The organism is Baekduia sp. Peel2402 (genome assembly GCF_052567285.1).
In genome coordinates this window covers 5,279,369-5,291,531 of sequence record NZ_CP199582.1, presented here as the reverse complement: position 1 = coordinate 5,291,531, position 12,163 = coordinate 5,279,369, and the positions used below count along the sequence as shown (strand labels likewise).

At 71.6% G+C, this 12,163-nt stretch carries 13 protein-coding genes and 1 tRNA gene; 8 read left to right on the top strand and 6 right to left on the bottom strand.

Annotated elements, in window-relative coordinates; all coding sequences use genetic code 11:
* Window positions 1–15: 15 nt before the first annotated feature.
* On the bottom strand, window positions 16–1,617 hold the full coding sequence (murJ, locus tag ACT01A_RS25750; RefSeq protein WP_445149974.1) for a murein biosynthesis integral membrane protein MurJ: 1,602 nt from the start codon (window positions 1,615–1,617) through the stop codon (window positions 16–18).
* A gap of 82 nt (window positions 1,618–1,699) precedes the next feature.
* On the opposite strand from murJ, the gene rpsT reads away from it, so the two are divergent.
* Entirely contained in the window at window positions 1,700–1,969 is a 270-nt protein-coding gene (gene rpsT, locus ACT01A_RS25745; protein WP_445149973.1) for a 30S ribosomal protein S20, read from the top strand.
* 118 nt (window positions 1,970–2,087) lie between these two features.
* Here the strand turns inward: rpsT and holA are convergent, their stop codons facing one another.
* Genes holA through leuS form a run of 4 tightly spaced genes read right to left on the bottom strand, consistent with a single transcriptional unit; the run spans window position 2,088 to window position 8,564 of the window.
* Window positions 2,088–3,065, bottom strand: a complete 978-nt coding sequence (gene holA / locus ACT01A_RS25740; protein WP_445149972.1) for a DNA polymerase III subunit delta — start codon at window positions 3,063–3,065, stop codon at window positions 2,088–2,090.
* Window positions 3,066–3,070: 5 nt separating this feature from the next.
* On the bottom strand, window positions 3,071–5,365 hold the full coding sequence (locus ACT01A_RS25735; RefSeq protein ID WP_445149971.1) for a ComEC/Rec2 family competence protein: 2,295 nt from the start codon (window positions 5,363–5,365) through the stop codon (window positions 3,071–3,073).
* Between the two features lie 47 nt (window positions 5,366–5,412).
* Entirely contained in the window at window positions 5,413–6,036 is a 624-nt protein-coding gene (locus ACT01A_RS25730) for a helix-hairpin-helix domain-containing protein (protein ID WP_445149970.1), read from the bottom strand.
* Window positions 6,037–6,089: 53 nt separating this feature from the next.
* Window positions 6,090–8,564, bottom strand: a complete 2,475-nt coding sequence (gene leuS / locus ACT01A_RS25725; RefSeq protein WP_445149969.1) for a leucine--tRNA ligase — start codon at window positions 8,562–8,564, stop codon at window positions 6,090–6,092.
* Window positions 8,565–8,724: 160 nt separating this feature from the next.
* On the opposite strand from leuS, the gene ACT01A_RS25720 reads away from it, so the two are divergent.
* From ACT01A_RS25720 to ACT01A_RS25710, 3 genes are all read left to right on the top strand, one after another.
* Window positions 8,725–9,027: a hypothetical protein gene (locus ACT01A_RS25720; RefSeq protein WP_445149968.1), complete on the top strand. Its 303-nt coding sequence runs from the start codon at window positions 8,725–8,727 to the stop codon at window positions 9,025–9,027.
* 46 nt (window positions 9,028–9,073) lie between these two features.
* The gene (locus ACT01A_RS25715; RefSeq protein WP_445149967.1) at window positions 9,074–9,838 is read left to right on the top strand and encodes a hypothetical protein; all 765 of its coding nucleotides are present in this window, start codon (window positions 9,074–9,076) and stop codon (window positions 9,836–9,838) included.
* Between the two features lie 32 nt (window positions 9,839–9,870).
* Window positions 9,871–9,943, top strand: a tRNA-Ala gene (locus tag ACT01A_RS25710).
* A gap of 221 nt (window positions 9,944–10,164) precedes the next feature.
* On the opposite strand, the gene ACT01A_RS25705 is transcribed toward ACT01A_RS25710, so the two are convergent.
* Entirely contained in the window at window positions 10,165–10,650 is a 486-nt protein-coding gene (locus ACT01A_RS25705) for a MerR family transcriptional regulator (protein WP_445149966.1), read from the bottom strand.
* Window positions 10,651–10,701: 51 nt separating this feature from the next.
* Between ACT01A_RS25705 and ACT01A_RS25700 the strand changes: the two genes are divergently transcribed.
* Genes ACT01A_RS25700 through ACT01A_RS25685 form a run of 4 tightly spaced genes read left to right on the top strand, consistent with a single transcriptional unit; the run spans window position 10,702 to window position 12,135 of the window.
* Entirely contained in the window at window positions 10,702–11,034 is a 333-nt protein-coding gene (locus ACT01A_RS25700) for a hypothetical protein (protein WP_445149965.1), read from the top strand.
* On the top strand, window positions 11,031–11,246 hold the full coding sequence (locus ACT01A_RS25695) for a hypothetical protein (protein ID WP_445149964.1): 216 nt from the start codon (window positions 11,031–11,033) through the stop codon (window positions 11,244–11,246). Before ACT01A_RS25700 ends, ACT01A_RS25695 begins: the two co-directional genes overlap by 4 nt.
* Entirely contained in the window at window positions 11,246–11,815 is a 570-nt protein-coding gene (locus tag ACT01A_RS25690) for a hypothetical protein (protein WP_445149963.1), read from the top strand. Before ACT01A_RS25695 ends, ACT01A_RS25690 begins: the two co-directional genes overlap by 1 nt.
* Complete coding sequence (locus ACT01A_RS25685; protein ID WP_445149962.1) at window positions 11,812–12,135, top strand: YnfA family protein; 324 nt, start codon at window positions 11,812–11,814, stop codon at window positions 12,133–12,135. Before ACT01A_RS25690 ends, ACT01A_RS25685 begins: the two co-directional genes overlap by 4 nt.
* Window positions 12,136–12,163: the final 28 nt, after the last annotated feature.

The window sequence follows — 12,163 nt, the reverse complement described above, 5'->3', positions numbered from 1 at the left end:
GGGCAAAACCGCCGGTCAGCGAGCCAGGCGGCGCTGCACCATGCCGCGGAGCTGCTCGGCCTCGGGCAGGCGCATCGAGAGCGTGATGCTCACGTAGGCGGCGAGGCCGACGACGAGGCTGCCGCCGACCGAGATCACCTGGCCGAGCAGGCTGCGGCCGAAGACCCAGTCCAGGCCCGCCCAGGTCACGTACGTCGCGATCCCGAACCAGACCGCGGCGATCAGCATCCCGAAGACGATCTCGCCGGTCTTGCGCAGGTCGAACCCACCGGCGAGCTCGCCGCGCAGGACGTACATCTGCGCGGCGGCCATGGCGATGTCGGCGATCGCGGTGCCCGCGACGATCCCGCCGATCCCGAAGCCCATCACGACGAAGATGATCGACACGCCGACGTTGACCACCAGGTTGCCAACGCTCAAGTAGGTGACCAACCATGGGCGCTGGAGGCTGAAGAACGTGCGCGTGAGCAGGAGGTTCACGCCGGAGAACGGCAGGCTGAAGGAGAACCAGAACAGCGCGGTCGCGACGAGCGCGGTGTCGGACGCGTCGAACGCGCCGCGCTCGAAGATCAGACGGGTGATCGGCTCGCTCAGCACCAGCGTCGCCGCGGTCGCGGGCAGGAGCAGCAGGAAGATCAGGCGCAGGCCGTAGTCGACGTTGCTGCGTAGGCCGGGGAAGTCGCGGCGCGCGGCCAGACGGGAGAGCTGCGGGAACAGCACGGTCGCGATCGCCACGCTGAACATGCCCTGGGGCAGCATGTAGATGCGGAACGCGGCGTCGATCGCGCGCGGCGCCTCGGTCGAGACGTACGAGCCGAGGATGCTGTTGGCGAAGACGTTGAAGTTGATGAGGCCGAGCCCGAGGGTCACCGGCAACATCAACATGAAGACCTGCTTGACGCGGGGATCGCGCCAGTCGAACGAGAGCTCGAAGTGGAAGCCGACGGTCTTCAGCACCGGCAAGGCCATCAGGAACTGGACGGCGGTGCCGACGAGGATGCCGACCGCGTAGGCGTATAGATCGTCGGCGAACAGCGGCCGCGAGAAGATCAGGAACACCATGATCACGACGTTCCAGACCAGCGGGCTGAGCGCCGGAATCGTGAAGTGGTCGTAGGCCTGCAGGATCCCGACGATCAGGCCGTTGAGGCCGAGCACCAGGACGATCGGGAACATCACGCGGCTGAGCCCGATCGCGAGCTGGTCGGTCGCGTGCGTGAACTCCGAGCCGGTGAAGAGCGGGACGACGAAGCCGGCGCTGAGGATGAACAACGCGCAGATCGCGCCCAGCGCGCAGAGCATCACCAGGAAGAGGGTGCTCGCCAGCTTGAAGGCTTCTTTTTTGCGGTCCTCCTCCAGCAGCTCGGTGAAGACGGGGACGAAGGCGGCGGAGAGCGCGCTGTCGGCGAACAGGGAGCGGACGACGTTCGGGATGTAGAACGCGATCGTGAACGCGCTGAACGCCGGCGTAAGGCCGAAGTAGCTGGAGGCAACGACCTCGCGGAGTAGGCCCGCGATCCGGGAGAGGCCCGTGAGGACGGAGAAGATCGCGGTGTTGCGGGCGAACGACTTGCGGGGCGGCGAGGCGCTCCCGGCGGTCTGTGCGTCGTTCGTCACTGGGCGGGCATGCTACGAAGGCGTCCGGCGATGAGCCGCACGGCGGCCCGGCGCGCGGGTCCGCTAGAATGCGCCGTCGCTCATGGCGAACATTCACTCGCAGAAGAAGCGGATCCTCCGGGCAGAGCGTGAGCGCCTGGAAAACCGCCGCTACACCTCCACCATCAAGACCTACTTCCGTCGCCTCGAGGCCGCGACGGCGGAGGGCGATTCCGCCGCCGCCGACGTCGAGCACCTGGCTCTCGTGAAGACGATCGACAAGGCCGTCAAGCGCGGCGCCCTGCACCGCAACACGGGCGCCCGCAAGAAGTCCCGCGCCGCCCGCGTGCGCGCCGGGCAGCCGTCGGCCTAGCCACACTCGATCGTCTGCGCGGCTCCGCTCGCCGCGCCCCAACGGAACGCCTTCAGGCCCCCGAGAACCGGGGGCCTTTTCGCGTTCTGCGGCGCGGGCGGGTCGCGCCTCGCGCTGTTTAGTGCGCCGCGGCCATGCGGCCAAGGGCGCGGATCGCGGCGGTGTCGTCGCTCAGCTCGCCCATGCCACGGGTCTGAAGCTCGAGGTCGGCGAGGGTCTCGATCGCGCGGCGCAGCGCGTCGGGGTCGGTGGCGCGAGCTTCTTTGATGCGGCGATCGAGGGCCCAGGGTGAGCCCTTGACGGAGGACTTGACCTGCGCGGGCGACTCGCCGGCTTCGAGGCGATCGGCGATCGCGAGGACCTCGCGGAGGCGGCGGGCCATGAGCGGGATGAGGCGGCCGACGGCCTCGCCCTGCTCACGCAGCTCCAGGAACGCCTTGAAGACCGTGCGGCGGTCGCGCGCGACGAGCGCGTCAACCAGGCCCCAGACCTGGATCTCGGCGGAGTCCGCGGCGGCGTCGGTGATGTCCTCGCCGGTGAGCTTCGCGCCCGGGCCGTTCTCCAGCGCGAGCTTCTCCAGCTCGCGCAGGATCCGCTGTTGGCGCTCCCCGACCTGCGCGACGAGCGCCTGCGCGGCCGAGAGGTCCATGTCGAGCCCGAGCCGCTGTGCCTCGGCCAGCGCCCACTTCGGCAGCTCGCGCGCCTTGACCGTCGCCTGCTCGACGACGTCGCCTCCCGCCTTCTTGACCGCCTTCGGCAGCGCCGCCGGCACCTTCGCGCGGCCGTCCTCACGCGCGAAGAACGCGACGGTCGTGTCCGGCGCGAGGTTGGCCAGCGCCGGGACGACGTGCGTCTCCACGTCGGCCTGCTTCCATCGCTCAACGTCTCCGACGACGATGAACCGCCGGCCGATCGCGAACGTCATCGCGCTCAGCGCCAGCCCGACGGCCTCCGGCGTGGCTTGGTCGCCCTCGATGACCTCCAGGCCACCGGCGCCGCTCTCCGCCTCCGCCCGCGCGCGCAGGGCCGCACGCCGCTCGGAGATCCGGCCGTGATCGTCGCCGTGGATGAGGTACGCGGGCTTCCAGGTGGCCATCGGGGTCAGTCTAGGTGGGAGGCGGGACGACGGAGGTCGAGACGCACGGCGCCCTCTTGGTCGGTGCGCTTGACGGGGACTTGTGCGGCGCGGAGGGCGGCGAGGGTCGTGGGTGCGGGATGGCCGTAGGTGTTGTGGGCGCCGACCTCGATGAGGGCGATGCGGGGTCGGAGTTGTTGGAGGAGTTGAGGGAGGCCGGGGTCGGCGCTGCCGTGGTGGGAGACCTTGAGGACGTTGACCGGTGGGAGGTGGAGCGGCTGGAGGATCGGGGACTCGGCGTCGGCGGTCAGCAGGATGGTGTTGTTGTAGGCGGTGGCGAGGGCGACGATGGCGCGGTCGTTGGGGTCGCCGGCGGCGGAGGCTGCGTCGCGAGGCGGCGGCCAGAGGACGGAGAGCGTGAGCGGGCCGACGTGGAGGGTCTGGCCGGCGGTGGCAGGGACGATGCGGGTGGCATGGGCGGCAGCGGGCGCGTCGATGGCGCGGGAGGTCGCGGAGCGGTCGTTGTCGCGGCCGTCGAGGAGCAGCGTCGTGGGCACGGCAGCCAGGACGGCGGGAGCGTTGCCGTCGTGGTCGAGCTGCGGGTGTGTGAGCACGAGCGCGTCGAGGCGACGGACGCCGGCGTGCCGAAGCTGGGCGACGAGGTCGGTGCCCGGCGGGCCGGCGTCGACGAGAACGGCGTTGTTGGTGGTCTGCAGGAGCGTGGCGTCGCCCTGGCCGACGTCGAGGGCGGTAACGCGGAGCGTCCCGGGCGATGGTGGCGCGAGCGTCGCGGGGCGGGCGGTGAGCGCGAGCGCGGCGAGGAGGGCCAGCGCGAGGAGCGGGACGACGGCGAGGCGGCGTCGCGGTCGTCGTCCGGCGCCGGCGCCGTGGTGCGGGTCGGGTGCGCGGCGCAAGAGGAGCGCGGCGATCGCGAGCGCGCAGAGCGCCCCGACGGCGGCGAGCGGGAGCGGCGTGTCGGTGCCCGGGAGCGCCGCGGTCGTGCGCGCGACGCCGACGAGGAAGCCCAGCGGCGGGCCGGTCAGCGCGACGAGCGGCGCGGCCAGCGATGGCGCCACCTGGCCGAGCGCCGCCGCCGCGAACCCGAGCCACATCACCGGCGCGACAGCAGGTGCGGCGAGCAGGTTGGCGGGCAGCGTCGCCAGCGTGGCCCGGTCGAAGTGCAGGGCGACCAGCGGTGCGGTCGCGAGCGTGGCGGCCAGCGTCACGGCGGCGGCCTCAGCGATCGCTCCCGGAAGCCGGCGCGCCACGAGCCGCTCCCGGAGCGGTGCGGCCAGCAGCGCGATCCCGGTGACGGCCGCGAAGCTCAGCTGCCAGCCCGCGTCGGCGGCAGCGCGTGGGTCGAGCGCGAGCGTCGCGACCGCCGCCAACAGCAGCGCGTGCCAGCGCGACGCCGGCCGTCCCGCGAGCGCCGCGCCGATCGTCGCCGCGCCCATGATCCCTGCCCGCTGGATCGACGCGCCACCGCCCGCGAGCGGGACGTAGACCACGATCAGCGCCAGCGTCGCCAGCCACCGCGCCCGCACACCGGCGCCCGTCGCGATGCCGAGCGCGAGCACCAGCGCTGCGAGCAGCGCGACGTTCTGGCCGCTGGCCGCCGTCAGGTGGCTGAGGCCGACGGCGGTGAAGGTGTCCGCGACGTCGGCAGGCAGCGCGGCGTCGTCGCCGAGGACCATGCCGCGCAGTAGCGCTGCCTCCGTCGCCGGGAGGTGGCCGCGAGCGAGCGCCGCTTCGGCGCGGCGGCGGATCCCGTCGACCAGGCCGAGCGGACCGTCGCGTCGGCGTCCGGTGGCGCGCAGCGCGGTGGCCCGGAGCGTCGCGTGCGCGTGGACGGCGCGGGCGGCGAGATCGGGCGCGCGAAGCGCTCCGCTGACGAGCACGAGGTCGCCGACGCGCGGCGGCGGCGCGGCCGGCGTGCGCTCGTCGAGCCACGCCGGGAGCCGGAGCAGAACCGGCTCACCGCGCACGCTTGCCAGCGCGCGGTGGCCGCCGTAGGCGTCGGCGCGCGGCGGGGCGAGGATGGTCGCAGTGACCTGTGCGACGCGCGTACCGATCGGCAGACGCGTCGCGTCGAGGGCGCGCGTTCGCTCCTGTCCCGCCAACGCCGCGACGAGGAGCACCGCGGCGAGGGCAACCGCGATCGCGGGCCGCCGCGCGACCGGCAGCGCGGCGAAGGCGACCAGCAGCGCGGAGACCGCGACGACCGACGCAGGGACGCGCGCGCCGACCGCGAGGCCGACCGCGACGAGCGCCAGGACGACGTGGCGCGGGTGGCGGCGCGCAACGCCGATCGCCTCCCCCACCGCATCGCGCCCTCGCCGCCGCGCTACGACGACGGAATCCGCCGTCCTCACACCGTCACCTGCCTGCGCAGCGACTCCAGGCGCTTCGGTCCGATCCCCGGGATCTGCGCGAGGTCCTCGATCGAGGAGAAGCCGCCGTGAGCGGTGCGGTACTCGAGGATCTTGGTCGCGGTGGACGGGCCGACGCCGTCGAGGGTGTCGAGCTGCTCGGCGGTCGCGGAGTTGAGGTTAATGGGCGCGCCGCCGCCTGGCGATCCGGCCGCGCCGGTCCCGGGCGCCGACGTTGCGGCGACCGCGCCCCGGCGCGGCACCACGACCTGCTGGCCGTCCGCGACCTTCGCCGCGAGGTTGATCGCCGACAGGTCCGCGCGCGCCGTCGCACCGCCCGCGCGCTCGATCGTGTCCTCCACGCGCGTGCCGTCGTTCACCCGGTAGACGCCCGGCTCGCGGACCGCACCGACCACGTGGACCACCGCGCGCCGCGCCGCGGCGGACGGAGCGGACACGGAGACCGCGGGCGCGGAGGAGGACGCCCCGGCAGCGGCGTGCGAACCCGCGGGCGCGGAGCCGTCCCGCGCCAGCACCCGCCAGCCCAAGACCACCACCAACACCGCGCACGCGGCGTAGATCAGGAGCTCGGAGCGGCGGAGGCGGAGGTCGAAGGTGGGCATGGGCCCACCGTCGCAACGCCCCCTACAACAGGACTACGCGCAAGTGCAACGGCTCAGCCGCGGACGACCACGTTGACCAGCTTGCCCGGGACGACGATCTCCTTCACGACGTCCTTGCCGTCCACGTGCGCGACGACGTTCGGCAGCGCCCGCGCCAGCTTCAGCAGCTCGTCCTTCGACGCGCCGGACGGTGCCTCGACCCGGTCGCGCACCTTGCCGTTGACCTGCACGACCAGCTCGAACGTGTCGGCCTCGAGGAACGCGGCGTCGGCCGCCGGCCACGGCTCCTCCCACACGCGACGGCCCGTCAGCAAGTGATAGGCGTCGGTCGTCACGTGCGGTGCGAAGGGGAACAACAACGACGACGCGGTCGCCAGCGCAAAGCGCACGGAGCCCGGATCGGCGGCGCCGCGCTTCTCGGCGGTCACCTCGTTGAACAGCTCGCGCACCGCGGCGATCGCCGTGTTGAAGGCGAACCGCTGGTCCATGTCGTTGGTGACCTTGTCGATCGCCCAGTGCGCCTTACGGACGATCCGCAACGCGTCGGCGTTCATCTGGTCGGTGTCCGGCACCGGCGCCTCGGGCAGCTCGTCCGCCGCCTCGGCGCTGACCCGCCACAGCCGCGACAGGAAGCGGTACATGCCCTCGACGCCGCTGTCGGCCCAGTCGGCGTCCTGGTCCGGCGGGCCGATGAACAAGATGTAGGCCCTGGCCGTGTCGGAGCCGAACTTCTCGACGATCGGCGCCGGCGCGACGACGTTGCCCTTGGACTTGGACATCTTCGCCCCGTCCTTGGTGATCATCCCCTGCGTGAACAGGCGCGCGAACGGCTCGTCGGCGCTCAAGTGCCCCATGTCGCGCAAGGCCTTGATGAAGAACCGGGCGTACAACAAGTGCAGGATCGCGTGCTCGACGCCGCCGATGTACTGGTCCACCGGCATCCAGTGGTCCAGCACGCGACGGTCCCAGGCCTCGTCGTCGTTCTTGGAGTCCGTGTAGCGCAGGAAGTACCACGAGGAGTCGACGAACGTGTCCATCGTGTCGGTCTCGCGGCGCGCGGGCGCGTCGCACTTCGGGCAGGTCGTGTTGACCCAGTCCTCGGCGGCGGCCAGCGGCGAGCGGCCCTTGGGCTTGTAGTCGGTGACGTCCGGCAGCAGGACCGGCAGGTCCTCCGGTGGCACCGGGACCATCCCGCACTTCTCACAGTGGATGATCGGGATCGGGCAGCCCCAGTAGCGCTGGCGCGACAGCAGCCAGTCGCGCAACCGGTAGTTGACCGACTTATGGCCCTTGCCTTCACGGTCCAGCCAGTCGACGATCCGATCCAGGGCCTCTTCCTTGTAGAGCCCGTCGAACTCCGGGTGCGAGTTGACCAGCGGCCCGCGACCGGTGAACGGCAGCTCCTCGCCGCCCTCCGGGTCCGCGACCACGCGCTTGATCGGCAAGTCATAGGCCTTGGCGAACGCGTGGTCGCGCTCGTCGTGGCCCGGCACGGCCATGATCGCGCCCGTGCCGTACTCCATCAACACGTAGTCAGCCACGTACATCGGCAGCAGCTCGCCGTTGACGGGATTGACGACATGTCGCCCGAGAAAGACGCCGGTCTTCGGCTTGTCGGCGTCGCCGCGCACCTCCAGCGACTCGCCGACCGCGTGGTTCACATAGGCCCTAACTTCGTCCTCGCGCCCCGTGCCGGCGATCAACCGCTCGATGTCGGGGTGCTCGGGAGCCATCACGAAGAACGTCGCGCCGAAGAGCGTGTCGGGGCGCGTCGTGAAGACGGGGTAGTCGATGCTCAGCTCGTCGCAGCGGAACGTGACCTCGGCGCCCTCGGAGCGCCCGATCCAGTTGCGCTGCATGGTCTTGACGTGCTCGGGCCAGGCGATGTTGTCCAGGTTGTCGACCAGCTCGTCGGCGTAGTCGGTGATCCGGAAGAACCACTGCTCCAGCTGCCGGACCTCGACCTCGTGGCCGCAACGCTCGCAGCGCCCGTCGACGACCTGCTCGTTGGCCAGCACCGTCGCGTCGTTGGGACACCACTTGACCGCGGCGTCCTTCCTGTAGGCCAACCCGCGCTCGAACATCTGCAGGAAGATCCACTGCGTCCAGCGGTAGTAGGTCGGCTCGTGCGTGGCCAGCTCGCGCGACCAGTCGATCGAGATCCCCCACTCGCGGAACTGCTTCTGGAACGAGCGGATCGCGGCGTCGGTCGATTCACGGGGATGTTGCCCCGTGCGGATCGCGTGGTTCTCGGCGGGCAGGCCGAAGGCGTCGTAGCCCATCGGGTGCAGGACCGTGCGGCCCGTGCGGCGATGGAAGTGCGCGACGGCATCGCCGACCGAGTAGACCTTCAGGTGGCCGATGTGCGGCTCCCCGCTCGGGTACGGGAGCATCTCCAACACATAGGACTTGTCCGACCCGTTGTCGGAGGCGAGGTCGTCGTTGGACACCTCCCACGTGCGCTCGTCAGCCCAGACCTGCTGCCAGCGGGGCTCGATCTCCTGCGGGTCGTAGCGATGTTCGGCCACGTTCTGGAGGCTACAGCGAGGGGCCGGGATGCCGATCTACGGGGTGAGCCATCATGCCCAAGCCCCTTCGCCGCCTCCTCCGCTCCCGCCGTTCCCGTCGCGGTTCGAACGCGCGCTTCATGGTCGCCTGCGCGGTCGCCGCGTAGTCTCTCGCCCGTCTATGGGCGACACGTTGAGCGTCACCGCGCTGCTGCGCGCGGCTTCTGCTGATGAGGTGACCGAGGGGCTGGAGCGCAACCCCGGCTCGGCGCGCTTGGTCGAGCGCGGCTGGGAGCCACTGTGGTTCGAGGCGCGCGTCTTCGCCGGCGAGGACGAGCAGGACCACGTCTTCTCCTTGGTCTGGCGCGAGCCGGGACGCCCGGCGGCCGAGGTCGCCGACGAGGAGCTGGAGTCAGCGCTGTCGTCCTTGGATGTGTGGCTGGACGACGTCGTCTCGCGCGTGATCGACGTCACCGTCGACTGACCGAGTTCTTGCGGATCGGGCGCGGGATCGCGCCTACCATCTCGGGATGGCCTCCGGCCAGGACCCAGAACTTGAAGCGCTCCTCGCCGGCAAGGGCCTGAGCGAGATCTCGGTCGCGTCCGCGAAGGTCGCCGCGATCGTCGAGGCCGCCGAGCGCGCCGCCGAGGAGATGCGGCGCAAGACCGAGGAGCGCGTCCGCGAGCGGATCGCCGAGGCCGACCGCGCGGTCGACGCGCGTGTCGAGGTGGCTGAGGCGGAGGCGCGCGAGATCGTCGACGCGGCGCGCGCGGCGGCGGCGGGCGTGGAGGCCGAGGCGCGCGAGAACGTGCGCGGGATCCACGAGCGGGCGGCGGAAGCTCGTGAAGAGGCCGAGCGCTTCAAGGCCTCGCTGTTGGCCGAGGCGTCTTCCGAGGCCGAGCGCGTCCGCGCCGAGGCCGACTCCTACGCCAAGGAAGCCCGCCAGGCCGCCCGCGACGACGCCCGCGCGATCGCCGCCGAGGCCCACGCCGCAGCCCGCGGCGTTCTGGAGGACGGCACCGAGCTGTCGGGGCACTTGAGCGAGCTGAGCGAGTCTTTGCGCCGCAACGCGGAGCGGTTGTTGAACGACGTCAAGCTCGCGCACGCGCGTCTGACCGCAGATCTGGATCAGAGCTCGCCCCCGGGCTCGTCGATCGACACGGCGCCTTCCGCCTCGCGGGGCGACACGCCGTCCTCCCCCGGCTTCACCTCCCGCTCCCGCCCCCGCGCCACCACGCCACGTCCGGGCGACGACGACTTCGAGATCCCCGAGTTCCTCCCGGGTCGCCGCTAACCGCCCGACGCTGTTAAGATGTCGATCCACCTGGGGCCATAGCTCAGCTGGGAGAGCGCCTGCATGGCATGCAGGAGGTCGGGGGTTCGAGCCCCCCTGGCTCCACTAACACGAAGCCCCTGCTAACGCGGGGGTTTCGTTGTTAACAGCACGGCCCGGGACGTGCGCATTAGGCGTTCGTTTTCAGGCACTGGTGCCTGAAAACGGCCGATACCCCGTTGATTGGGGGCGCTCAAGCACGCCGACCGTTACACGGTGAGCGGCTGATCGGCTGGCAGCCGGTGCCGCCCGTCGGAGTGGCCGCGCTGCGCGAGCTCTCGCGCAGCTCAGCGGTCGCTGGCACCTGACGCCAGGCGCCCGGCACCGGGCACCTGCGTCAGACCCAGCGCGAAGTCGGCGACCGGCGCCCCATGGACCTTGGCGTCGCGCGCGAACAGGCCGCAGACGTCGAGGGTCTGGCACGAGCAGTCGGTGGCGGTCAGCAGCCATGAGCGCATCTCCTCGGCGCGGGCGATCAGCGCTTCGACGTCGGGCAGCTTGCGTGCGGCCAGCTCGCGCAGCGACTCAAACGCGGGCGAGCCGGCCTCGCCGCCTTCCATGAGCAAACGCGCTTCGTCCAGCGAGAACCCGGCGCGCTTGGCGACGTCGAGGACTTCGAGACGGCGGACGGTGTCGGGCCCGTAGCGGCGGTGTCCGTGCTCGCGGTCGGCCTCGGGCAGGACGCCGACGCGCTCGTAGTAGCGGATGGCCGAGGTCTTCAGGCCGAAGCGCTCGGCGAGCTGGCCGATGGTGAGCGTCGCGTGGTCGTCCATGGGGAGATCCGTCCTTGACTTCAACTCGGGTTCAAGGTGCACCGTAGCCGCATGCCCGACGACGCCCTGCCGATCGCCTGCTCGCTGACCGCGACCGAACTGCCCCAACGCCTGGCCGAGATGAGCGACCTCGGCCGCGCCGCGCTCATCGACGCCCACACCGACGCGACCCGCGCCGAGCTGCGCTTCGCCGCCGGCACCGGCGTCCGTGACCGCATCGAGGCCATCGTCGCCGCCGAGTCGCAGTGCTGCGCCTTCCTGGACATGGCCGTCACCGACGAGCCCGACACCGTCGTGTTGACCATCGTCGCGCCCGAGGACGCGGAACTCGTGCTCGAAGAGCTGGTCGACGCCTTCCGCGGCCAGGCGCAGGTCGGTCGATGAGCGTCGAGGAGAAGTCGCGCAGCCGCTTCGACATGACGTTGATCGGCGGCGGCGTGCTCATGGTGCTGTGCTGCGCGGTCGGCCCGGCGGTGATCGGTGCGGTTGCCGGCAGCGCGATCGGCGGATGGCTCGGCATCGTCTGCGCCGTGATCCTCGCCGCCGTCGTCGGCCTGGTCCTGCACCGCCGCACCCGACACCGCGACGGCTGCTGATGCTCAGCCCGCGCGTCCTGCTGCTCGCGCTGATCGTCGCCGCCAGCGCCACGTTCGTCCTCGGCGTCACGCTCGAACGGTCGGGCGAGACCGACCACCACGAGACGACCAGCGCATCGAGCGCCCACCGCGAGCAGACCGAGAGCGACGGACACGCCGAGGGCGGCGAGGGCGCGACCGAGGACGCCTCCGAGTCCGCCGGTACGGCTCGCGCCACCGCCGACGCGGACGCAGATCACGAGCTGCGCCCGTTGGGCATCGACATCGAGGCGTGGCCATTCGTGATCGCCGCAGTCCTCGCCTCACTCGCGCTCGCCTTGGCAGGCTGGCAACGCTCACACCACACCAACCTGCTCGCGCTCGTGGCCGTCGTGATGCTCGCGTTCGGAGCGCTCGACGCTCGCGAGGTCGCCCACCAGATCGACATCGACAAGAACGGCCTGGCGATCCTCGCCGCCCTGGTCGCCGTGATGCACCTCGCCGCCGCAGCGGTCGCCGCATCGATGGCACGTGGCGCGCACCGGTCACAGAACGGGCTCGGCGGCCGGGCTGACACGATGGCCGCGTGACCGGCCGCTCCATCGCCCTGTTCATCGCCGCGGCCACCGCCGAGATCGGCGGCGCCTACCTCGTCTGGCTCGGCGTCAAGGAGCACAAGGGCATCTTGTACGTGTTGGCCGGCGCGCTGGCCCTGACCGCCTACGGCCTCGTGGCAGCGCTGCAACCCAGCAGCGAGTTCGGCCGCGTCCTGGCCGCCTACGGCGGCGTGTTCATCGTCGGCTCGCTGCTCTGGGGCGTGGCCTTCGACGGCTTCCACCCCGACCGCTCCGACCTCGCGGGCGCGCTCATCTGCATGGTCGGCGTCGGCGTGATCATGTTCGCCCGCTGAATCCGTCCTCTCGCGCGGGCGCGCACGA

Bases quoted from the DNA above. Each gene is read 5' to 3' on its own strand.
- rpsT (WP_445149973.1), top strand. From the start codon at position 1,700: ATGGCGAACATTCACTCGCAGAAGAAGCGGATCCTCCGGGCAGAGCGT.
- holA (WP_445149972.1), bottom strand. From the start codon at position 3,065: ATGGCCACCTGGAAGCCCGCGTACCTCATCCACGGCGACGATCACGGC.
- ACT01A_RS25730 (WP_445149970.1), bottom strand. From the start codon at position 6,036: ATGCCCACCTTCGACCTCCGCCTCCGCCGCTCCGAGCTCCTGATCTAC.
- ACT01A_RS25720 (WP_445149968.1), top strand. From the start codon at position 8,725: ATGGGCGACACGTTGAGCGTCACCGCGCTGCTGCGCGCGGCTTCTGCT.
- ACT01A_RS25715 (WP_445149967.1), top strand. From the start codon at position 9,074: ATGGCCTCCGGCCAGGACCCAGAACTTGAAGCGCTCCTCGCCGGCAAG.
- ACT01A_RS25705 (WP_445149966.1), bottom strand. From the start codon at position 10,650: ATGGACGACCACGCGACGCTCACCATCGGCCAGCTCGCCGAGCGCTTC.
- ACT01A_RS25700 (WP_445149965.1), top strand. From the start codon at position 10,702: ATGCCCGACGACGCCCTGCCGATCGCCTGCTCGCTGACCGCGACCGAA.
- ACT01A_RS25695 (WP_445149964.1), top strand. From the start codon at position 11,031: ATGAGCGTCGAGGAGAAGTCGCGCAGCCGCTTCGACATGACGTTGATC.
- ACT01A_RS25690 (WP_445149963.1), top strand. From the start codon at position 11,246: ATGCTCAGCCCGCGCGTCCTGCTGCTCGCGCTGATCGTCGCCGCCAGC.